The organism is uncultured Oscillibacter sp. (assembly GCF_910579365.1).
Lineage (GTDB): Bacteria > Bacillota > Clostridia > Oscillospirales > Oscillospiraceae > Oscillibacter.
On record NZ_CAJTUX010000004.1, the window covers coordinates 22,856 to 44,700 of the forward strand.

Genomic DNA, 21,845 nt, shown 5'->3' on the forward strand with positions numbered 1-21,845 from the left:
TGCTTTTTGCCCGCTTTTTCTTTCAAGAAAAAGCAGGAGGGGCGTAAACGGTCTTGGCCGTCACGCCGGGCAGGCGTCCGATCTTCCCCGACAGGGCGGAGATGACGTCCGCCGGTGCGTCCAGGGCCACGCTGATCAGGCGTATTCCCCGCTCCCGGCAGGGGACGCCCATCCGGCCGATGACGGCGCTTTCGTACTGGTGCAGTAAGGCGTTCAGCGCCGCCACGGAATCCGCCTCCCGGACGATGACCGCCAGAACGGCGACGCGGGTCTCCATACAGTCTTCCCTCCTTTTCCAAAAAACCAAGCCCCTCCGCCGATTGGCAGAGGGGCTGTGAACACGCACAACGCAACAAGACCCGGGGCGGGAAAATCCCTCCGTGTCCCACTCTCTCCTCTTACGGCTCGGAACCCACCTTGCCGCCAGACCGACAGATATTCATTCCGGTCCTCCGGTCAGAAACAACTTTCCGGGAACGGGCTTGCTAAGGACGATGATAGCATGGACAAAGCCGGATGTCAAGGCCCGGCCCTGGCAGGGTTTTCATTCCTTATCCAGATAGTCCAGCTCCTCCACGACCTCGCCGCCCCGGTAATAGACCCGGGGCACCCGGCGGGCCACGGCGCAGAGGAGCTCATAGGAGATGGTCCCCGCCTTCTCCGCCGCCTGGGCGAACCCGTCCGCCGGGGCGGCGCCCAGCAGGGTGACCTCGTCCCCGGCGGCGGCCCCGGGCACGGCGGAGGCGTCCAGAACGATCTGGTCCATGCTCACCCGGCCGATTATCGGGGCGGGTTTTCCGTGGATGGAGGCCACGCCCAAATTGGAAAGGCACCGGGGATACCCGTCGGCATAGCCGCAGCAGACCGTGGCCGCCCGGAGGGGGCGGTCCGCCGTGTAGAACCGGCCATAGCCCACGCAGTCCCCCGGGGCCAGGGTCTTCACCTGGCTGACCACAGTTTTCAGCGTCATGACCGGACGGAGCCCCGGAAAGGTCACCTCGGCGCTGGGGTCCTGGCCATAGAGTATCACACCGGCGCGAACCATATCGCAGCTCCAGTCCGGGTGGGCGGTCAGTCCGGCGGAATTGGAGCAGTGAATGACGCCCAGGGCCCCCGCCTCCTCCAGCCGCTCCACTACCCGGCGGAAAAGAGCGTACTGCTCCCCGGTGTAGCGGCGGTCGTCCTCCGCCAGGGAGTCCGCAACGGAAAAATGCTGGAACACGCCGGTGACGGAGAGGCCCTTCAGCCTCCGGCATGCCAGAAGGCCCGAGACCGCCTCCTCCAGGTCCCGGCAGGCCCCGAAGCCGATGCGGCCCATGCCGGTGTCCACCTTCAGATGCACCTCCACCGTGACGCCGGCCGCCTCCGCCGAGGCGGCCAAAGCCCGGCCGTACTCCAGGCTGTAGACGGCCTGGGTGATGCCCTCCGCCGCCAGCGCCGCCGCGCACGCGGGGCGGGTCATCCCCAGGATCAAAATGGGCTGCGTGATTCCGCTGCGGCGCAGATGCCGGGCCTCCGCCAGGGAGGATACGGCAAACCAGGCCGCCCCCGCCTCCGCCAGCGCGCGGGCTGTCAAGCGGTCCCCGTGGCCGTAGGCGTCGGCCTTCACCACGGCGCAGACCACGGCGGAGCCCGCCCGCCGCTGAATCTGATGAAAATTGTGAACCAGGGCGTCCAGGTCAATCTCCGCCCAGCAGTGCGCGTCAAAGGCAATGTGCATGGGGTTCCTCCTGTCTGTTGGATCGGATGCTTGGGGATATCTTACTCCGGTTCCGTCCGAAGCGCAACGGCGTTTTCTGCTCTCTAACAGGCGTTTTGTGTGGAGGGTTCCCGCTGCTTTTCCATCTGGTAATTCGTCAGAAGGACCCCGCGCCGGAGCACCTGTTGTTCCCGGACCACACGGTAGCCCCGGCTCTCAAAAAAGGGCCGGGCGGTTATGGACGCATGGGTGACCATCCGGTCCGCACCCACAGCCCTCTCCAGCGCATCGCAGAGGGCGGAGGCAATCCCCTGCCTCTGAAAATCCTTGTGGACATACAGTCTGTCCAGATAGCCCCGGGAGGTGATGTCTCCGAAGCCGGCGATTCCGCCGTCCGTCTCCGCCACAAGCGTCACATGGTCCAGAAAGCTCCGGTCCCACTCCGCCAGGTCCGTTCGCCCGTCCGCCCAGGCGTCCAGCTGCTCCGCCGTGTAGTCCGCAGCGTTCACTGCATGCACCGTCTCGTAAAACAGCGCCGCAATCTCCCGGATATCCGAGGAGGCATACGCCCGCAGGCGCACCCTCTGCCGGCTCACACCCGGACGCCCCGCTCCGCGAAGGCCTCCAGCAGCCGCTCCATGTCGCCGGGAATGGAGATGGGCTCTCCGCAGGCGGCGATGGCGTTGGCCACGTCCTTCAAGCCGTTGCCCGTCACCACAGAGACCACCGTGTCGTTCTTCCCGATGACGCCCGCCTCGCAGAGCTTCTTCACCCCCGCCGTGCCGGTGACGCCGGCGGGCTCGCCGAAGACGCCGCAGGTCCGGCCCAGAAGCTGCTGGGCGGCCATGATCTCCTGGTCCGTGACGTTCACGGTCAGGCCGTTGGACTCCCGAATCGCCATGAGGGCCTTGTCGGCGTTCCGGGGCACGCCCACGGCGATGGAATCCGCCAGGGTATTCTCCTCCATGGGCCTCCAGGGCTCTCCGGTCTCAATGGCCCGGTTCAGCGGGCAGCAGCCCGCCGCCTGGGCGGAGATCAGCCGGGGCAGCCTGGGGATAAAGCCGATGGCGTGCAGGTCCTTGAGGCCCTTCCACAGCCCGGCGATGGTGCAGCCGTCCCCCACGGAGATGGCGATGTAATCCGGGACCTCCCAGTTCAGCTGCTCCATGATCTCCAGGGCCACGGTCTTCTTGCCCTCGGAGAGGTAGGGATTGATGGCGGCGTTGCGGTTGTACCAGCCCCACTTTTCAATGGCCGCCTTGCTCAGCTCGAAAGTCTCCTCATAGCTGCCCTGGACGGAGATCACCATGGCCCCAAAGGTCATCAGCTGGGCCACCTTCCCCTTGGGGGCCCGGGAGGGCACGAAAATATAGGTCTCCAGTCCCGCCGCCGCCGCGTTTCCCGCCAGGGAGGAGGCGGCGTTTCCCGTGGAGGAGCAGGCGATGACCTTCGCCCCGGCCTCCTGGGCCTTGGCCACCGCCATGGCGCTGGCCCGGTCCTTCAGGGATGCGGTGGGGTTCTGCCCGTCGTCCTTCACGAAGAGGCGGCCCAGTCCCAGCTGCTCCGCCAGGCGGGGCTCCTCATACAAAGGCGACCAGCCCACCCGCAGAGGCGTGGGGGCGGTAGACTCCTCAATGGGCAGCAGCTCCCGGTAGCGCCACATGGAGCGCTCGGTCCGCGCCGCCAGAACCTCCTTGGTCAGCCGGGTCCTGATCCAATCATAGTCGTAGGTGATGTCCAAAATGCCCCCGCATTCGCAGGTGGTCAGGTCCGGCGCCGCCTCATAGGTCCTGCCGCAGCGGACGCACTTGCCGTATTTCACGTGTTTCATAGTCCCGCTCCTCTCCTTGTTGATGGTTCCATCATAGCAAATAGGTTGGCCTTTGTCAAAGGGGACCGGAAAAACTCCCGCTTGAGAACCCTGCCGCCCATGGAAAACTGCGGCAATTCCATAGGAGCCTATTGAGCGGAAGGGTAGCCCATGATAAAATCAGCGCAGCAGATTTTTATTCGGAGGGGAACATCCATGTTTACTAAAGCAATCGTTATCGGCTGTCCGGGCGCGGGAAAAAGCACGTTTGCAAGAAGGCTGAAAAAGAAAACCGGTTTGCCTCTATATCATCTTGATATGCTGTGGCACAAACCGGATAGAACCACCGTCAGCCGGGATACCTTTGACCGCCGGTTAAAAGAAATTATTTCAACAGGACAATGGATTCTGGATGGAAACTATGGCAGGACGCTTGAACTGCGGTTTCAATCTTGTGATACGGTGTTTTTGCTGGATTTCCCGGCAGAAACATGCCTCGCAGGGGCAGAGTCACGGATCGGAAAGCCCCGCGAGGATATGCCATGGGTGGAAACCGAATCCGACGAAGAATTCCGGCAGTGGATTTTGGACTTTCCGCAGAATGAAATGCCCGCAGTTTATGAACTCATCGATCGATACCGGCAGGAAAAAAGCATGTTTATTTTCCGTTCAAGAGAGGATATCGAGAACTACTTGGAAAAAACATTCGGCTGACGGCCCCCCCAGGCAAACGGCGGAGAGCCCTTCCCACGGAAACTGCATGCAGCTCCAAGAGAAAAACTCTCCGCCGGTTCTTATGCGCTCCGCGCTCAAATCCGGGCCCGGATCTCCGCGCCCATCTCCTTGCAGCCCAGAAGCCTGCCGCCCTCGCCCATGATATCGCCGCAGCGGAAGCCCGCCTTCAGCGTCTGGTCCACGGCGGCCTCTACCGCGCCGGCCTCCTCGGCCATGTCGAAGCTGTAGCGCAGCATCATCGCCGCCGCCAGGATGGTGCCGATGGGGTTGGCCTTGTTCTGCCCGGCGATGTCCGGGGCGGAGCCGTGAATGGGCTCGTAGAGACCCCGAGTCCCCTCTCCCATGCTGGAGGAGGGAATCATGCCGATAGAGCCGGTGATCTGGCTGGCCTCGTCGGAGAGGATGTCCCCAAAGAGGTTCTCCGTCACGATCACATCAAACTGGCTGGGGTCCCGGACCAGCTGCATGGCAGCGTTGTCCACATACATGTGGAGGAGCTCCACATCCGGATACTCCCTGCCCACCTCTTCCACGGTCTTCCGCCACAGACGGGAGGTGTCCAGCACGTTGGCCTTGTCGACGGAGGTCACCCGTCCCCGGCGCTTCCGGGCCATGTCAAAGGCCACCCGGGCCACCCGGCGCACCTCATGCTCCGTATAGGAGCAGACGTCCACCGCCTTCCGCTCGCCGTCCGCCTCCGTGGTGGTGTGCTCGCCGAAATACAGGCCGCCGATGAGCTCCCGCACCACCACGAAGTCAATGCCCCTGGCCGCGATGTCCGCCCGGAGGGGACAGGAGGCGGAGAGGTCGGAAAACATCCGGGCGGGCCGGACGTTGGTATAGAGCCCCAGGGCGCTGCGGAGCCTCAAAAGCCCCCGCTCCGGCCGGTTGGCGGAAGGCTGGTCGTCCCACTTGGGGCCCCCCACCGCCCCCAGCAGCACACTGTCGGAAGCCAGACAGACCGCAAGGCTCTCCTCCGGCAGGGGCACGCCGAAGGCGTCGATGGCGTTTCCGCCCATAGGGGCGTCCTGATAGGTGAAGGTATGGCCGAACTTTTTCGCCACGGTATCCAGTACGCCCACAGCCTCGTTCACGATCTCGGGGCCGATGCCGTCGCCCCGAATGACGGCGATGGTCTTGTTCATGCGTCCGCCTTTCCGGCCTTCAGAGAGGCCATGAGTCCGCCCTGCTCGATCATATCCTTGATAAACGGCGGGAAGGGCTCCGCCTGATAGGTCTCGTTCTTGGTGAGGTTCGTGATGACGCCGGTGTCAAAGTCCACCGCCACCTCGTCGCCGCCAGCGATTCCGGCGCTGGCGGCGGGACACTCCAGAATGGCCAAACCGATGTTGATGGCGTTGCGGTAGAAAATGCGGGCGAAGGTGGCGGCAATCACGCAGCTGACGCCGCTGGCCTTGATGGCGATGGGGGCATGCTCCCGGGAGGAGCCGCAGCCGAAGTTCACGCCGGCGGCCATGATATCCCCCGGTTTCACCCGGCGGATGAAGTCCTTGTCGATGTCCTCCATGCAGTGGGCGGCCAGCTCCTTGTGGTCCGGGGTGTTCAGATAGCGGGCGGGGATGATGACGTCCGTGTCCACATGGTCTCCGTATTTATGCACGGTTCCCTGTACTTTCATAGTTCAAACCTCCTCGATCAAACGTCTTCCGGATGGCAGATGTGCCCGGCGATGCCGGAGGCCGCCGCCACGGCGGGAGAGGCCAGATAGACCTCGCTGTCCACGTGGCCCATACGGCCCACAAAGTTGCGGTTGGTGGTGGAGACGCAGCGCTCTCCGGCGGCCAGGATGCCCATGTAGCCGCCCAGGCACGGCCCGCAGGTGGGGGTGGAGACGATGCAGCCCGCGTCCAGGAAGATATCCGTCAGGCCCCGCTTCATGCACTCGCGGTAGACGTTCATGGTGGCGGGAATGACAATGCCCCGGACGTCCTTCGCCAGATGCCGCCCCTTCAAAATGGCGGCGGCGGCCTCCAGGTCGGGAAGCTGGCCGTTGGTGCAGGACCCGATGACGATCTGGTCGATTTTGACATCCTTCCCCTCCCGGGCGCTGTGGGCGTTTTCAGGAAGGTGGGGATAGGCGACAGTGCAGTCCACCTGGGAGAGGTCGATTTCCACCGTCCGCTCATACTCCGCGTCGGGGTCCGCCTCGTAAACGGTCCAGGGGCGGGTGACCCGGCCCTCCACATAGGCCTTCGTCACATCGTCCACGGGGAAAATGCCGTTTTTCGCCCCGGCCTCAATGGCCATGTTGGAGATGGTCAGCCGGTCGTAAATCGAGAGTGCGGCCACACCGGGGCCGGTGAACTCCAGAGACTGATACCGGGCCCCGTCCACGCCGATCATACCGATGAGGGTCAAAATCACGTCCTTGCCGGAGACGAAGGGCCGCAGGCTTCCGGTGAGACGCACCCGGATGGCGGCGGGCACCTTGAACCAGGCCTCCCCGGACGCCATGGCGGCGCCCATGTCCGTGGACCCCACACCGGTGGAGAACGCGCCCAGCGCGCCGTAGGTGCAGGTGTGGGAGTCCGCGCCGATGACCGCCTCGCCAGGAGCCACCAGACCCTTTTCCGGAAGCAGGGCGTGCTCGATGCCCATGTCGCCCACGTCGAAATAGTGCTCGATGTCAAAGCGCCGGGCGAAGGTACGGCACTGCTTGCATTGGGCGGCGGCCTTGATGTCCTTGTTGGGGGCAAAGTGGTCCATTACCAGGGCAATTTTGCTCTTGTCGAAGACCTGGTCAAAGCCCGCCGCCTCGAACTCGTTGATGGCCACGGGGGTGGTGATGTCGTTGCCCAGCACCAGGTCCAGTTTCGCCTGAATGAGCTGGCCGGCCCGGACGGACTCCAGCCCCGCGTGCTTGGCCAGGATTTTCTGCGTCATAGTCATTCCCATATTAATCACGCTCCTTTACGATGATGGAAAGTATTGAACGGAACTCAGGCCGTGGCCCCGGCGGTATCGTCCTCCAGCATCTTGTTGATGCCGTTGACATAGGCCCGGATGGAGGACTCGATGATGTCCGTGGAGAGGCCGGTGCCGGTGTAGGTCTCTCCATTGGGGGCCTTGATCTTTACGATGCCCTCGCCGATGGCGTCCTCTCCGTCCGTGACGGCGTTGAGGCTGAAGCTCTCCAGCTTGATGTCCATGTTCAGCATCCGGTTGATGGCGGTGAAGGACGCGTCCACCGGGCCGGAGCCCACGGCGACGTCCTCCATAACCTCCCCGTCCCGCTCCAGCTTGACATAGGAGGTGGTGGGAAGGCTGGCGCTGGTGCTGGTGTTGATCAGGTGCCCCAGCAGGCGGCAGGCGCCGGTCTGGGCGTTGAGGCTGTTGTTCCGGCGGTGGAGCACCAGGGACTCCAGGTCGGAGCCGGTGATGCTCTTCTTCTTGTCCGCCAGGCCCTTGAAGCGGGTGAAGACGCCCTCCAGCTCCTCGTCGCTGAGCTCGTAGCCCATGGACTCCAGCTTCTCCCGAAGCGCGTGCTTGCCGGAGTGCTTGCCCAGGACCATGGTGTTCTGGGGAATGCCCACGTCGGCAGAATTCATGATCTCATAGGTCTGGGCATTGGCGATGACGCCGTGCTGGTGGATGCCGGACTCGTGGGCGAAGGCGTTGGCCCCCACGATGGCCTTGCTGGGGGCGATGGCCACGCCGGTGATGGAGCTGAGGAGCTTGCTGGAACGGTAAATCTGTTTCGTGTTGATGCCGGTGTCCGCGTCGTAGAAGTCCCGCCGGGTGCGGATGGCCATAACCAGCTCCTCCAAGCTGGCGTTGCCCGCCCGCTCGCCGATGCCGTTGACGGTGCACTCCACCTGGGTGGCCCCGGCCTGGACGCAGGCCAGGGTATTGGCCACGGCCATGCCAAGGTCGTTGTGGCAGTGGACGGAGATGTCCACGTTCTCCACCCCCGCCACGTTTTCCCGGAGGTAGCGGATCAGCTCTCCCATCTCCTGGGGAGTAGAGTAGCCCACGGTATCGGGGACGTTTAAGGTGGTGGCCCCGGCGGCCACGGCGTTGGAATAGCACCGGGCCAGGAAGGCGCGGTCGGAACGGGAGGCGTCCTCGGCGGAGAACTCGATGTCCTCGCAAAAGCTCTTGGCGTAGGCCACCATGTCGCTGATGCGCTGGAGGACCTCCTCCCGGGTCATCTTCAGCTTGTACTCCATGTGAATGTCGCTGGTGGCCAGGAAGACGTGGATGCGGGGATGCTTGGCGTTTTTCACCGCGTCCCAGGCGGCGTCGATATCCCCCTTAACACAGCGGGCCAGGCTGGCCACGGTACACTTGGAGACGGCGGCGGCAATGGATTTCACGCTCTTGTGGTCCATGGGAGAAGCAATGGCGAAGCCCGCCTCAATGACGTCCACCCCCAGGCGTTCCAGCTGCTTTGCCATCTCGATCTTCTCCGGCAGATTCATGCTGCAGCCGGGGGACTGCTCGCCGTCCCGGAGGGTCGTGTCAAAAATCTTGATGTGCTTCATGGCTTGGTTCCTCCTGTTTTCTATTCAAAATATCCATTTCAGGCAACAAAAAAAGCCCTCGTCTCCTTCCTAAAGAGACGAAAGCTCTGCTTCCGCGGTACCACTCTCATTGGCATAAAACATGCCCGCTTCCGGCATCGGTCCGGCGCGCCGGACGAATTCCGCCTCTTTGGTAACGGTGAGGAAACCCGTCTCCGCCTAAACGGCGCCGTCTCAGCGGAGCTACTCAAGGGCCAGTGACATCCTTCCCCTCCGCGCTGCCTCGCAGCATCCGGCAGCTCTCTGAAGCGTCCTGAAAGGATTTTCTCCCTGTCATTGTATTTCTTATTTCCTTGTTGGGGTATAAGATACAGGATTTTTCCCGGTTTGTCAATAGATAATTTCACCCCCTTCTGTTGATATTTGGTCCGGACGCTTCGTCATTTTTGCCGAAAATGGTGGATTGTCTCAAAAAACCTTGCTGCAAGCGGCTCTTCGGGCGCGCTTCTGCCGGGGGCGGGAGCAGCCAAGTCTCCCGCCCTGTGCATTTTTTTCCCGGCGGCGGTATCCCTATGCGCCGCGCGGCAAAGCGCGCCTGCCGGGGCTTGGATCCCTTCCTCACAGCTCCCGCATCAGGTGGAAAGTCTGCATCAGCTGTAGAGACCCGTAGCCCCACTGGTTGTTGGGATAGCTCATGTCGGCCCGCCGGAGGCATCCCCGGATCAAGTAGGCCCGAATCTGGTAGGTTCCCATGGCCGGGTCGTTTCCCTCCCGAATGCCCCATTGGAGCAGCAGGGCGCAGGTGCCCGCCAGCACCGCCGCCGCCGCGCTGGTGCCGCTCATCAGACCGGGACCGTAGGGATATATGCCCCGAACGCCCACTCCCGGGGCCGTCAGGTCCGGCAGTACCCGGCCATCCCAGGCGGGGCCCCGGGAACTCTTGGCGTACAGGCTCTTGCTGGCGCTGTCATAGGCTCCGCAGCAGATCACTCCCACGGCGGTGCCGGGACAGGTGACGGTATAGTCCGGCGTGGCCGCCAGAAACTCCACCGAGGGCGCCACAAACCCCGTCATGGGCAGCCACACCTGATAGCTCCCGTTGAGCAGAACGTCCCCGTGGAGCTGGATGGTCCACACGCCGGGCGTGGCCCCCAGAATGCGGATCACCGTCAGCTGCCCGCCGCTGCCCTCTATGGGGAAGTGGTACTCAATCTGCACTCTGGCGGCCTCCAGCACCAGCTTCACATCGGCGGCGGGGGCGACCCCCGGCCGGGCGGGCACCCGGCCCACCAGTTCCCCGGAGGGGGAGCGCACCGAAACCGACAGCCGGTCCGCCACCGAGTTCCACGCGGCGATGTACACGTTTCCCGCGTTTTCCCCCACCTTCAGGTCTACCTGCCCCGGCTTCTCCCCCGGCTCCAGGATGCCGCCGGTGTGGTGGCGGGCCTCGGCCTCGTTGCCCGCCGCCGCGCAGAGGCACACGCCCTTCTGAATGGAGACGGCGCTCAGATACTCCTCGAACACGCTGTAGCCGTCGTGGCTCCCCGCGTTGGTGCCAAGGCCAATGCAGATGGCCACCGGGCGGCCCAGCTCCCTGGCCTTTTGCAGGATGTATTCCACCCCCACCATCACGGCGCTGGACTCATAGGCGTGCTCCTGGTCCGCCGGAACGCAGAACCTCTCCCGGTAGAAGGGCCGGGCCTTTCGGAGCTTCACGGCGATGATCTCCGCGTCCGGGGCCGCGCCGGCGAAGTCCTGGGTCTCCCGCCCGGCGGCCACAGAGGCCAGGAAGGTGCCGTGTCCGTCCTCGTCCCGCTGGGGCACCCGGGCATAGGGGTCCCCGGACGTCAAGGCGGCGTCGATGTCCGCCTTGCTGTATTCCCGGCCCAGGAGAAAGCCGCTGGGCGGGTCCCCCTCGGCGGTCTGGTCGTAGATGTACTGAATCTTGCTGCTGCCGTCCTCATAGCGGAAGACGTCCTGGGTGTAGTCGATGCCCGTGTCCACAAAACCAATCAGCACGCCCCGGCCCTTCAAGTTCAGATAGGGCTGGTTATGAACCTGCGAGATGCCCGCCGCCTCCAGGGCCGGACGGTCCAACAGCCCCAGCACCACGGAGGCGGAGCTGATAAAGGCGGTTCCCAGGGCCTCCTCCAGATGGTGAAAATTCTCCTGCTTGATATACCCCAGAACATAGCGCCCGGAGAGCATCTGCCCCACCACCACCTCGTTGGACCCCCGCGCGTACTCGAAAAAGGAGTCGGTGGCCCGGGTGACAAAATCTACGGTATCCGGCGCGTGAATGAACTCCAGCGCCTCCTGTGAAAGACGCATGTCAAAGCCCCCTTTCCACGTGACTGACCAGCTCGTTCATGGTCCCGCAGAGATTCAGCCGCCCATAGCCCCACTGGGGATTGGGATAGGCCATGAAGGGACTGCGGAGCGCCCCCTTGCACAAAAAGGCCTTCACCCGCTGGCCATAGAGAAACAGGTCGTTCCCCTGGACCACGCCCCACTCCATCATCAGCGCCGCCGCGCCGGAGACAAAGGGCGCGGCCATGCTGGTGCCGGTGAACACGTCGTATCCCCCGCCGGCCTTGGCGGACCTGACGGCCTCCGCCGGGGCCGTCAGGTCCAGCAGCACCCGCCCTGCGCAGTCCTGGTCCCCCCGGCCGGAGAAGGGGCTGACCGTCTCCGTCTCTGGCCGGAAGCCTCCCACGGAAATGGGGTACAAGGCCGTGGCGGGGAGGGTGATGGTCAAATCCGGCTCCGGCTGGAGGAAGGCGGTGCGGTCGCTGACCTCCTCCACCGTGGGCAGCCAGACGTCAAAGCGGCCGTCGGACACCCGCTTGCCATGGCACCGCAGCTTCCAAAGACCGTCCAGCTCCCCGGCGGGAGCGTCCAGGAGAATCATGGCCTCCTGGGAGGCGCTGTAATGGGTGGGGACCCCGTAGAAAACCGACACCCGGATAGAGCCGAACCGGAGGAACCGGGTCCCCTCCGTCAGCATCCCGGTGGACTGTCCGTTGGGCAGGATCAGCTCCAGCGCCGCCTCGTCCGCAAAGTTTTTCCACAGGGAGAGGTAGATCTGCTCTCTCCGGGTGGAGACGGTGAACTCCGCGTCCACCGTGCCCCCCTCCACCAGCCGGCCCCGGAAGTGGTGCGCGCCGGAGCCCTCGTTTCCGGCGGCGCAGACCACGGCGCTCCGCCCCCGCTGGGCGGATTGGTCGATGTAGGACTCGAACAGCGTCTGCCCCTGGTGGGAGCCGCAGTTGGTGCCGTAGCTGATGTTCACCACACAGGGCATCCCCCGCTCCTCCGCCTGGTCCAGCAGGTATTTCACTGCCCGCATCACGTCGGTGGTCCGGGCGGTGGCCAGCTTCACCGCCGCGATGGCCGCGCCGGGGGCCACGCCGCTGCGCCCGGCAGCAACCGCCGCCACGGCGGTGCCGTGGCCCGTCACGTCGGCGGAGGAGACAAGGCCCGCGGCGATCTCCTCCTTGGAATAGGCCGCCCCGCGGCGAAAGCCCTTGGGCGGCGTTCCCTCCGCCGTCATGTCCCAGAGGGCCGCAACGCGGCTGGTTCCATCCTCCCCCAGAAACTCCGGGTGGTTCAGGTCCAGCCCCGAGTCCACAAAGCCGATCATCACCCCCTGCCCCGACAGTCCCAAGCCGCTCTCGCGCTGGACCGGGGGAATGCAGGCGGCCTCCATGCTCCGGTCCGTCAGCCCGCTGAGCCGCCGGGCCGGTTCATAAAAGGTCACCTGCCGGTGCTCCAGCAGCCGCCGGGGAGGCTGGTTCTCCTCCAGCTCCATGATGGCAAACTGCGCGTCCAGCAGCTCCGTGGGATAGCCCAGGGAGAGGATATCGCCTGTGTATTTGATAATGTATTCCATACAGCCCTCCGTCCCGATTCTTTCGGGCGGCCCCGGTGGAACCCCGCCCGCATAGAATAGTATACGGAAAGGAGGACTGCCGTTATGAATCCAACCTATCTGGACAAAGGCAATCTACAGGTTTTTGTAACCGCCGGAGACAGTCCCGCCCCCATCCCGGGGGCCAGGGTGCGCATCAGCGACCCGGAAAACGGCAAGGTGCTGGAGGAGCTCTCCACAGACGCGTCCGGCCAGACGCCCTTTGTGGAGCTGCCCGCGCCGCCCATTGAGCTCTCTGTCGCGGAGGGGGCGGCGGAGCAGCGGCCCTACGCCCTTTATAACGTCACGGTCTCCGCCGAAGGACGGGAAACCCTTCACATCGGCGGGGTGGAGCTGCTGCCCACAGGCCGCTCCATCCAGCGGGCGGCGCTCTCCCCGGCCCGGTCCGGCGGCTTCAACGTACACAACGTGTTCCTGGCCCCCCACGCCCTCTGGGGCGAGCCCTCCACCCGCCAGCCGGAGGAGGAGGTCAAGCCCCTGCCGGAGCCGGAGGGGCTGGTGGTACTGCCGGAGCCGGTGATCCCGGAATTTGTCGTGGTCCACGCCGGGCGGCCGGACGACGCCTCCGCCCCCAACTACTGGGTCCGGTTCAAGGACTACATCAAAAACGTGGCGTGCAGCGAGATTTACTCCACCTGGAGAACCGAGGCCATCAAGGCCAACGTCCTGGCCATCCTCTCCTTCACCCTGAACCGGGTCTATACGGAGTGGTATCGAGGGAAGGGGTATGACTTCACCATCACCAGCTCCACGGCCTTTGACCAGTCCTACTCCCACGACCGGACCATCTTCCAGGAGATCGGCGTGGTGGTGGACGATCTGTTCACCACCTACGTCACCAAGGAGGGCATCGCCCAGCCCCTGTTCACCCAATACTGCGACGGGCGGCGGACGCAGTGCGGCGGGCTGAGCCAGTGGGGCTCTCAGGCTCTGGGGGAGCAGGGCTGGGACGCGATGAGCATCCTGCGCAAATACTACGGCTCGGAAATCTATCTCAAAAGCGCGGAGAGGGTGGAGGGCGTGCCCCTGTCCTACGGCGGCGAGGTGCTGTCTCCCGGCAGCGAGGGCGAGGCCGTCCGGACCATCCAGGAGCAGCTGAACCGCATCTCTGTCAACTTCCCCGCCATTCCCAAAATTCCGGCGGACGGCGCTTATGGCCCCGCCACCCAGGAAGCGGTAACCACCTTCCAAAGCATCTTTCATCTCCCCCAAACCGGCAGCGTGGACTTCGCCTCATGGTACGAGATTTCCAACGTATTCGTGGCCGTGGAAAAAATGGCCTGACCGGCGCGGCGAAGCGCTCCTTGCCGTAAAGGTCCTGGAGTTCCGGAGCATCTGCCGGCTCCAATCCCTGCATGCTTACCCGGACGCACGGAATGCCCGGCGGCGAGAGACGTCTCGCCGCCGGGCATTCGCCGGTTTCCAAACAAAATTCCGCTCTGTCAAGACTCTGGAAGCCTTCCTCCGCCGGGTACGCGAGGCTGCGGGACGGCGCTCAAAGCAGCGTTTCCAAAATATCCGGCAGGCAGAGGGGATCCAGCTGCTTTTTCGTCAAGAGGCTGGCCAGGCGCAGAGTAAAGCCGAAATCCGTGGATATGTCCGGCAGGATCATCAGCTCCCGGTCCTCCTCCTTTTCGCTCCAAAGAACCCGGAGTCCAAAGGTCCGCCGCCCGCCGGCGCAGGAAGCGCGCCCCTCATTTTCGATTGGCAAATACAGGAACATGGATGCCCACCTCCTCCGCCACTTCTGCGGGAGACAGTTCCAAAACGGCCAGCAGGCAGATGGTATCCAGGCAGTTTAAACTGCTCTTCCCTCCCTCGACCTGAATAATCCAACGCACAGAACAGTTCATGAGCTCGGCAAGCTTTTCCTGCGTAAGTCCACGGCTATTCCGTGCGTCGCGGATCATCCGCCCAAAGGCCACCTTCTGGGTTTGACTAGGCGTGCGTTTTTTGAACATCATGATTTCTCCTTTATAGATTTCTATAAAGGAAGATTATGCCAGCCTTTGCGCCCCGTCCATGCGCGCCGCATGCAGATTGGAAAAATTTGTAGAATTTTAAATGAAAACCGTTGGGCAGGCGGCGAAACAGCCCGCAGATTTGTTGTCCGTTCGTAACATTTCTTCGTTTTTTCCCGTGTCTCCCTGGGAAAGAAGCAAGAAACGGAACGGCTGCGGAGCAGAAAAACGCCCCCTCTTTTCAAACGCTTCACCGAAAAGAGGGGGACCCATTTTATGAGACGGCACTTCCGTTCTGCCGCCTTCCGCGCCGCCCGGCGGCACGGTTACATCAGCAGAATCTCTCCGCTGGCCAGCTTGGCGGTACACTGCCGGGACTCGTGCCGCAGGCGGAGAATCTCCTTCCCGAAGATGATCTCCGTTCCCGCGTACGCAACGCCGCACTCCAGCCGTCCGCTCTCTTTTTCCTTCTCCTTCTGTCCGGCCTTGTTGTCGGCCAGTTCCTCCTCCAGCTGCTTTAGCTTGAGCTCGGTTACGGAAATCTTCATTCGGACCTTGCCCATCAAACTGGACTTGGTCGGGCTGTCCAGCTGGGCCTCCAGCCTTTCCAGGTCCTGGCCCAGTTCTCTCAGCTCCTGTTTGACGAGGTCCCGCTCAAAGTTCGTGCAGGGAAGCCCCCCCAGGGAAACGGAGGTCTTGCACTCCGACTTGGCGCCCACGGCGCTGGCGCTGATCTTTCGGGCGGCCCAGACCCGGCCGCCTATGATGCTGCCCCGCCCGGAGCGGACCACCACCTCTCCGTCGCAGTAGACGCTGCCGTTGACAATGCAGTCCGTCTGCAAATTTTCCCGGACATAGATGGTGGCGTTCTCGATATACTTGGAGAAGATGCACCCCGAGGCCCGAATGACCGTGGTCCCGTCCCCCAGGATACCCTTGACAACGGTCAGGTCGCCGCCGGCTTTCACGGTGCTGCCCGCTTCCACCACGCCGCCCACATAGATGTTCCCCATTGCCTTGACGGAAAAGCCGCTGATCACATCGCCCTTGATATTGACATCGCCCACGAACTTAATGCTCCCGGTGGAGAAGTCCACATTGCCGTCAATATCCAGCACCGGCTTCACCTGGAAGCTGTTGCCGCTAAACTCCACATGACCGGCAATGGAGGCGATCAGCGCGTCTCCATCCTCGCTGATCTCCGTATTTCGGCCCTTGGGAAGGGGCACGGACTTTCCGCTCTTGGCGGGCACCTCCTGGTCCTGCACGGTCCGGCCCGGCTCCCCCTCGGTGGGCCGGATCAGGCGGCAGATCTCCTGCCCCTCCTTGACGTTGCAGATGCGGTTCAGGGCGGTATAATCCACCTGACCGAATTCGTCGACCTCCAGCACCCGTTCGATTACCCGGGGAACATAGTCCACAATGTTCCCGTTCCGCCCGTCGAAAGCGGGCTTCCCCTTCGCGGCCAGGTACAGGGTAAAATAGCGGTCCCGGTCGTGAACCGCCCGGTCCAGCAGCTTTCTGTCCACACCGTAGGAGATGCCGTGTTCCGACAGGCTCAGATCGATCATCTCCCGCGTCAGCTCCGCTCCCGCTCCGATGGGAGGGAGCACAATCATCCACGCGTAAATCTTATCGGAGGATAGAAAAAGCCAAGGGCGCGCGTCCAGCGCCACCGGCTCGTCCTCCGCCTCCTCCTTTTTCTTGCTGTGCTTGCCTCTGCTTCTTCCCTTGGCGGCCTTCAGCCGGGAACTGCAAACGCTCCCCAAGGACGATTGCAGCCGGTTTTTCTCCTTCGCAATCATCTCCGGAGGCAGAACGCCGTCCTCGTCCATACACAGCCGGGGCGGGGGCAGGCCCCCCTTTTCTTTCCGCCGGAGATCATAGAGCTGGCGGAGGGGATGCTCCGCAGGAACCTCCAGCAGGGAGGGGTCGTTTGAAGCAGGCTCCGAAACCTCCGGGACCTCCTCCACCGTGTTTGTCTGCTCTTTGGCAGGCAGCTCTTCCGGCATCTCTTGCTCTTTCGCGCCAAACAGAACCGACATCACTTTGTCCTTCAGCCACATGTTTGCAACACCTCACTTTTGAAACCCTGCTTGAAAAGGCGGGATACCGGAATGGGACAAGTTTTTGTCGGGCAGAAGGATTCCGCCCCGGAACCCTGACCGATTACAAAAAGCGCCCGAAAGCCGTGTTCTGACATTTTTCAAACCGAGCTTTATATTTTGACGCTTTTATTATACCTGACAAGACCTTCATTGACAAGATGCAACTGCACAATCTGAAAAGAATTTCTCTTTTTCGCCCTGCGTTCCGCTCTGTTTCTCGCATTAAAATTCATACGCGCAGACGGTTCCCAAAATCCGTGCGCGGCATTCAAAGCTGTCTGCCGCCGGTGAAACGGGAGAGGAACCCTTTCCGGGTTCCTCTCCCAGCGCTCTTTCCGCCCGCGTCCGGCCCGTCTCCTCCCTGCCGGACAGACACGGGCTTTTTCAGGTCTTTCCAGCCGGATCGCTCCGCGCCTCGTTTACCGCCTTCACGGTCTGCTCCAGCACCGCCATGTCAATGGGCTTTGCCACATGGGCGTTCATGCCGGCCTCCAGGGCGTCCCGGACGTCCTCCGCAAAGGCGTTCGCCGTCATGGCGATGATGGGAATCGTCCGCGCCATGGGGTGCCCCAGGTCCCGGATCACTCTGGTGGCCTCATAGCCGTTCATCACCGGCATCTGCACGTCCATCAAAATCAGCTGGTAAAGGCTCGGAGCGGATTTTTCAAAGGTCTCCGCCGCCATCTTCCCATTCTCGCAGACGTCGCAGGAGGCGCCCGCCATGTCCAGCAGCTCCCGCAGAATTTCCGCGTTGATGTCGTTGTCCTCCGCCACAAGAATGTGCATTCCCCGCAGGACGCTTTCCCCCTCCCCGGCGTCCGCCTCCTCCGGCGCGCCGCCCAGGGCGGTCTCCACCCTCTGGCGGAAGCTGGTGAGGAAGAAGGGCTTCGGCAGGAACGCGTTCACGCCCGCCGCCCGCGCCGCCTCCTCAATTTCCGGCCAGTCATAGCTGGACAGCACCAGAAGCGGGGCCGGGAACTCCTCCCGGATGCGCCTGGCGGTTTCCACGCCGTCCATCTCCGGCATTTTCCAGTCCAGAAGCACGAGATCATAGAGGCGGCCTTCCCGTTCGGACTGTCTCACCCGCTCCAGGGCTTCGCGGCCGTTCCGGGCGCAGTCCACCGCCACTCCGGCTTCCTCCATGGTCATCCGGATGTTCTCACAGACCATCGCCTCATCGTCCGCGGCCAGCATTCGGGCAATGCCGTTCTTCTTCCAAAAGTCCCGGTCTATGGCCTGCTCGCTGATTCGGAGCTCCAGGTCCACCGTAAAGACGGACCCCTTTCCCTTCTCGCTCTCCACCGAGATTTTTCCGCCCATCAGGTCCAGAAGGTTTTTGGTTATGGCCATGCCAAGGCCGGTTCCCTGAATCTTGTTGGTAACGCTGTCCTCCTCCCGGGTGAAGGCCTGGAAGATTTTTTGGAGGTATTCCGGGCTCATGCCGTAGCCGTCGTCCTCCACAACGAAGCGGAAATGCGCCAAGCGCTTGGCGTTCTGCGGCAGCTCCCGCACGGTCAGCGTCACGTGGCCGCCCTCCGGCGTGTACTTCACGGCGTTGGACAGCAGGTTCAGCAGAATCTGGTTCAGGCGGAGCTTATCCATCTCCACCCGCTCGTGCCGGATGTCCCTGCTGTAGACCTCAAATGTATGCCCCCTCTCCTTCATCTGCGGGCGGATGATGGAATCGAGGTTCTCCATCAGGTCCACAATGCTCTCCTCCGACAGATTCAGCACCGTCTTTCCGGCCTCGATCTTGCTGATGTCCAAAATGTCGTTGATGAGGCCCAGCAGATGCTGGCTGGAGGCCGTGATCTTCCTTGTGTACTCCCGCACCTTTTCCGGGTTCTTCGCGTCCCGGTTCAAAAGGGCGGCGAAGCCCACGATGGCATTCATAGGCGTGCGGATATCATGGCTCATATTGGAGAGGAAGGAACTCTTGGCCCGGTTCGCCTCCTCCGCAATCCGGAAAGCCTGCTCCGCCGTCTCCTTGGACCGGGCCAGCATGGCGTTGGACTCCTCCAGCCGGGCGTTCATCTCCTCCTGCCGGCGCAGATTCTCCTGCTCCTGCCGGAAGAGGCGGTTGCTGCTCTGCTGTCTCATGAGGGACACCGCCGCCAGAACCACCAGCAGCACCACCACCACTGTCAAAATCAGCAGCATCCGGATCACCGCCCCCACCATGTTCACGGTACTGGAGGCGACGAACTCCGCCGGAATCAGAAACAGCAGCAGCGTGTCGTACTCCGCCAGGGACGTCAGGCAGTAATAGTACTCCCGGTCATGATACCGGAAATTTGCGCTGATGGTGGACCGCTCCGCCAGCGCGGCCCGGATGTCGGGAATTCTCTGGCCCTCCATCTGCTCCAGCGCCTGGATGGCGTTATAGGCCTGCAGGGCTTTCTCACCGGACACTTCGTCGTACATCCGGGTTCCGTTGCCCTTCAGGATGTACGTTTCATTCCGGCTGCCGTAGGCGGAGCTGTCGTAATACTCGCGCAGCGTAAACACATCCTTCAGCAGCACGGCATAGGAAAAGCAGACATCTCCCACCTGAAACGGCTCCTCCAGCTTCTGCACGAAGGCCCAGTAGCTGCCCTGATACAGGTAGCTGTCCGTAATAAAAGTATAGCGCGCCTCCTCGCCGGAAATCTCGTCAATATCCGTCCAGACGCCCCGCCGTCCGTCCCTGTCGTAGCAGCTTCCCCATCTGTCCAGCAGCACCAGCCTGGAGCCAAAGCTGTCCATCTCCAGAACCCGCTCCAGATCGCCGATGCAGCCGCTGACCTCCTCCGCCGTTTCAAACCCCTGGATTTTCAATATATTGACGGAGGCGTCCAGATAGTTCCAGTGTGAGTCCAGCGCTCTTCCCAGGTTCACCCGTATCTGGGACGTAAGCTCGTTCAGCTGGGTGGTGCGCTCCTCAAAAATCCGTGTCTCCAGATAGTCTTTGAAATACGAAGCGCCCGCCGGCAAAAACAGCAGCAGACACGCCGCCAGCGCCGCCGGAAGCGCCATGCGGCGCAGGCTGCTCTTAACGTTCATATTGTTTCCATGCCTCTCTTCCGCCTCCCGAATTCTCCCTCACTCCCAGGCGCGCTCCTCCGGAGAGACGGTCCCCCGCCGCTCCAGATAGCTCCGAAGAAATCCCGCCAGAGATCCCTCGCACACCTGCGCTCCATAAGTCCGGCCCGCCTCCTCGCTGTATCCCCGCGCCAGGAAGGCCACCTGATACGTCTTTTCATCCTCCAGCGGAGCGCCGTCCCGGGTCACCAGAACATAGGGGAAGGGATGGCCGTCCCCCTCCGCGTCAAAGCCCGCCGCGGCCAGCTCCCCGGCCTGAGCACCGGTCATAGACAGCAATGCGTACTCCCCGTCAAAGGCGGGGACAATGGAGCGGACAATCTCCACATTGATCTTCCCCGCGTAGAGTTTTCCCGTCACGCTGGACGGAAGCTCCACGCCTCCTTCATGGAACTCTCCCAGAGGAATGATGGCCGCGCCGGCCCCCACGGCGGAGCCCAACGCCCTGCCGATCAGCTCCGCAGTCTCCTCCAGGGTGAAATCCTCCGTACTCTCGCAGAAAGAAAGCTGATCCGAATGCTCCAGATAGTTCCTTTGAAGGGCGTCCATGCGGGCGATGCACCCGGGCCCGTCCATGCCGTTCTCCCCGCGGAACCACTCTTTATAGGCCTGCCCCATTTCGGACAGCACGTTTTCCCAGCGGACATAGGTCATGGGAAACGCCCGCCCCTCCCACAGCGCCTGCTGGGCGTCGTGAATCAGATTCCCCTCCGGAATGACCGCGCTGTCAAGCACGCTCATGACGCAGGGCGTTTCCTCGGTGATGAAGGCGGCCTGCCCCTCCGGGGAAAACAGCAGCGACAAAATCCGGATGGCATTCTCCAGCTTCTTCTCGTTGCCCGGCTCCGTCAGCCGTTTGCTGATTCCAAAGTAACAGGTGGGGTTGTACATGTAGAGGTTCTTGCTGCCGTTCTCGCTGATAAAGGGCATGAGTCCCAGCTGATCGCCGGTCTCCGGGAACGCGGTGATGTTGACCGTCTGTACCGCCGTGCAGAAAACCGCCCTCCGGCCTCCCAGATAATCCAGAATCAGTCTGGGGCTGCTCCGGTCCTCCGGGTCGGCGTGAAACATCCCGATGTCTATGTAACGCTGCACATAGTCCATGGTGTCCTCCCAGACGCCTTTCGCCGTGGCCGTTCCGGCCAGGAACTCCCGCTCCCACTTCACGCCTTCCGGGGTCGTCAGCCAGCTGGTTTTGGCCAGGTTGAACACGCTGGAAAACGGGCCTCCGGTAAGCTGCGTGCCGATGACGCCGGGGATCAGGCCCTCCGCCTCGATTTCCCCGCAGAGCGCTTCCAGCTCTTCAAAGTTCGTGGGTACCTTCCATCCCTTTTCCTCCAGCAGCGTCTTGTTGTAAAAGATGCCGTACATCGCGCTGTCCACAGGCAGGAGGTAGACGCCGCCGTCAATGGCCACCCGGTCCAAAATGGCTGTGGAAAACCGGTTGACAAAATCATAGCCGGACAGGTCCGCCAGGCGCTCTTTCGCCAGGTCCTTATCCAAAATTTGAGACGTTATAAAAATATCGGGAATATCGCCGGCCCGCATCTGCGCCCAGCTGTAGCCCGTTCGGTTGCCCCCCGTGTAGGAGCGGAACTCCAGCTCGATATCCGGACAGGTCTGGGCCAGCAGGTCCAAAAACACCTTATGCCGACTGTAGCTGCCCCAGGTTTCCCAGGTCAGGGCCTCCCCGCCGGAGGCGCGGCCCCCTGCCAGGGGGGCGCAGGCGGACAGCAGCAGAGCCGCCGCAAAAAACAGCGCCAACACGCGGCGGGCCGGTTTCATGGTCATAAGAACGGCCTCCTCTTGTTTGTTCCGATGCGCTCTGTGCCGCAGGGCGGCCGGCAGCCTCTTTTTTCGAAAGCAGGCGCAAGGGGACTCCCGCACCCGTTCAAAAACGCGCAAAAAGCCGCAGATAGAATTTTACATACCATCACGGAAAAAGTCAAGGCCGCGTCCCCACGGACGCGCGGACGAAGAAAAAGCGGGAAGCCGGTAAAATCCGCCGTTGAAGATTCCCTCGATGTGGGCTATAC

The 21,845-nt window shown here is 62.7% G+C and carries 17 protein-coding genes and 1 other annotated feature; of the genes, 2 read left to right on the forward strand and 15 right to left on the reverse strand.

Annotated elements, in window-relative coordinates; translation table 11 throughout:
* Positions 1–22: 22 nt before the first annotated feature.
* The 4 genes from QZ329_RS02350 to QZ329_RS02365 all read right to left on the reverse strand — a co-directional run bounded on the left by QZ329_RS02350 (position 23) and on the right by QZ329_RS02365 (position 3,530).
* Positions 23–277 carry a TM1266 family iron-only hydrogenase system putative regulator gene (locus tag QZ329_RS02350; RefSeq protein WP_295747941.1) on the reverse strand — a complete coding sequence of 85 codons (255 nt, stop codon included), beginning with the start codon at positions 275–277 and terminating at the stop codon, positions 23–25.
* A 267-nt stretch (positions 278–544) separates the two neighbouring features.
* Positions 545–1,720 carry an alanine racemase gene (gene alr, locus QZ329_RS02355; protein WP_295747943.1) on the reverse strand — a complete coding sequence of 392 codons (1,176 nt, stop codon included), beginning with the start codon at positions 1,718–1,720 and terminating at the stop codon, positions 545–547.
* Between the two features lie 83 nt (positions 1,721–1,803).
* Positions 1,804–2,280, reverse strand: a complete 477-nt coding sequence (locus tag QZ329_RS02360; RefSeq protein ID WP_295748038.1) for a GNAT family N-acetyltransferase — start codon at positions 2,278–2,280, stop codon at positions 1,804–1,806.
* A gap of 11 nt (positions 2,281–2,291) precedes the next feature.
* Positions 2,292–3,530 carry a threonine synthase gene (locus QZ329_RS02365; RefSeq protein WP_295747945.1) on the reverse strand — a complete coding sequence of 413 codons (1,239 nt, stop codon included), beginning with the start codon at positions 3,528–3,530 and terminating at the stop codon, positions 2,292–2,294.
* 195 nt (positions 3,531–3,725) lie between these two features.
* On the opposite strand from QZ329_RS02365, the gene QZ329_RS02370 reads away from it, so the two are divergent.
* Entirely contained in the window at positions 3,726–4,223 is a 498-nt protein-coding gene (locus QZ329_RS02370) for an adenylate kinase (RefSeq protein ID WP_295747947.1), read from the forward strand.
* A 95-nt stretch (positions 4,224–4,318) separates the two neighbouring features.
* On the opposite strand, the gene leuB is transcribed toward QZ329_RS02370, so the two are convergent.
* From leuB to QZ329_RS02400, 6 genes are all read right to left on the reverse strand, one after another.
* On the reverse strand, positions 4,319–5,389 hold the full coding sequence (leuB, locus tag QZ329_RS02375; RefSeq protein ID WP_295747948.1) for a 3-isopropylmalate dehydrogenase: 1,071 nt from the start codon (positions 5,387–5,389) through the stop codon (positions 4,319–4,321).
* Complete coding sequence (leuD, locus tag QZ329_RS02380; protein ID WP_295747950.1) at positions 5,386–5,883, reverse strand: 3-isopropylmalate dehydratase small subunit; 498 nt, start codon at positions 5,881–5,883, stop codon at positions 5,386–5,388. The genes leuB and leuD overlap by 4 nt, the downstream gene beginning before the upstream one ends.
* A gap of 17 nt (positions 5,884–5,900) precedes the next feature.
* Positions 5,901–7,160 carry a 3-isopropylmalate dehydratase large subunit gene (gene leuC / locus QZ329_RS02385; RefSeq protein WP_295747952.1) on the reverse strand — a complete coding sequence of 420 codons (1,260 nt, stop codon included), beginning with the start codon at positions 7,158–7,160 and terminating at the stop codon, positions 5,901–5,903.
* 44 nt (positions 7,161–7,204) lie between these two features.
* Entirely contained in the window at positions 7,205–8,749 is a 1,545-nt protein-coding gene (locus QZ329_RS02390; protein ID WP_295747954.1) for a 2-isopropylmalate synthase, read from the reverse strand.
* A 70-nt stretch (positions 8,750–8,819) separates the two neighbouring features.
* Positions 8,820–9,074, reverse strand: a binding site (T-box leader).
* 272 nt (positions 9,075–9,346) lie between these two features.
* Positions 9,347–11,059 carry a S8 family peptidase gene (locus QZ329_RS02395; protein WP_295747956.1) on the reverse strand — a complete coding sequence of 571 codons (1,713 nt, stop codon included), beginning with the start codon at positions 11,057–11,059 and terminating at the stop codon, positions 9,347–9,349.
* 1 nt (position 11,060) lies between these two features.
* Entirely contained in the window at positions 11,061–12,620 is a 1,560-nt protein-coding gene (locus QZ329_RS02400) for a S8 family peptidase (RefSeq protein WP_295747958.1), read from the reverse strand.
* 84 nt (positions 12,621–12,704) lie between these two features.
* Between QZ329_RS02400 and QZ329_RS02405 the strand changes: the two genes are divergently transcribed.
* The gene (locus QZ329_RS02405; RefSeq protein WP_295747960.1) at positions 12,705–13,943 is read left to right on the forward strand and encodes a peptidoglycan-binding protein; all 1,239 of its coding nucleotides are present in this window, start codon (positions 12,705–12,707) and stop codon (positions 13,941–13,943) included.
* Positions 13,944–14,154: 211 nt separating this feature from the next.
* Here QZ329_RS02405 and QZ329_RS02410 read toward each other — a convergent pair whose 3' ends face one another.
* From QZ329_RS02410 to QZ329_RS02430, 5 genes are all read right to left on the reverse strand, one after another.
* Positions 14,155–14,382, reverse strand: coding sequence for a DUF6514 family protein (locus tag QZ329_RS02410; protein ID WP_295747962.1), 228 nt, complete (start codon positions 14,380–14,382; stop codon positions 14,155–14,157).
* Positions 14,354–14,623 (reverse strand): helix-turn-helix transcriptional regulator, encoded by a 270-nt coding sequence (locus tag QZ329_RS02415; protein ID WP_295747964.1) that lies wholly within the window; start codon positions 14,621–14,623, stop codon positions 14,354–14,356. Before QZ329_RS02415 ends, QZ329_RS02410 begins: the two co-directional genes overlap by 29 nt.
* Positions 14,624–14,946: 323 nt before the next feature.
* A complete protein-coding gene (locus tag QZ329_RS02420; RefSeq protein WP_295747966.1) occupies positions 14,947–16,686 on the reverse strand; it encodes a FapA family protein in 1,740 nt (579 codons plus the stop codon).
* A 426-nt stretch (positions 16,687–17,112) separates the two neighbouring features.
* A complete protein-coding gene (locus QZ329_RS02425; RefSeq protein ID WP_295747968.1) occupies positions 17,113–19,770 on the reverse strand; it encodes a response regulator in 2,658 nt (885 codons plus the stop codon).
* A gap of 39 nt (positions 19,771–19,809) precedes the next feature.
* On the reverse strand, positions 19,810–21,600 hold the full coding sequence (locus QZ329_RS02430; protein WP_295747970.1) for an ABC transporter substrate-binding protein: 1,791 nt from the start codon (positions 21,598–21,600) through the stop codon (positions 19,810–19,812).
* Between the last annotated feature and the right edge of the window lie 245 nt (positions 21,601–21,845).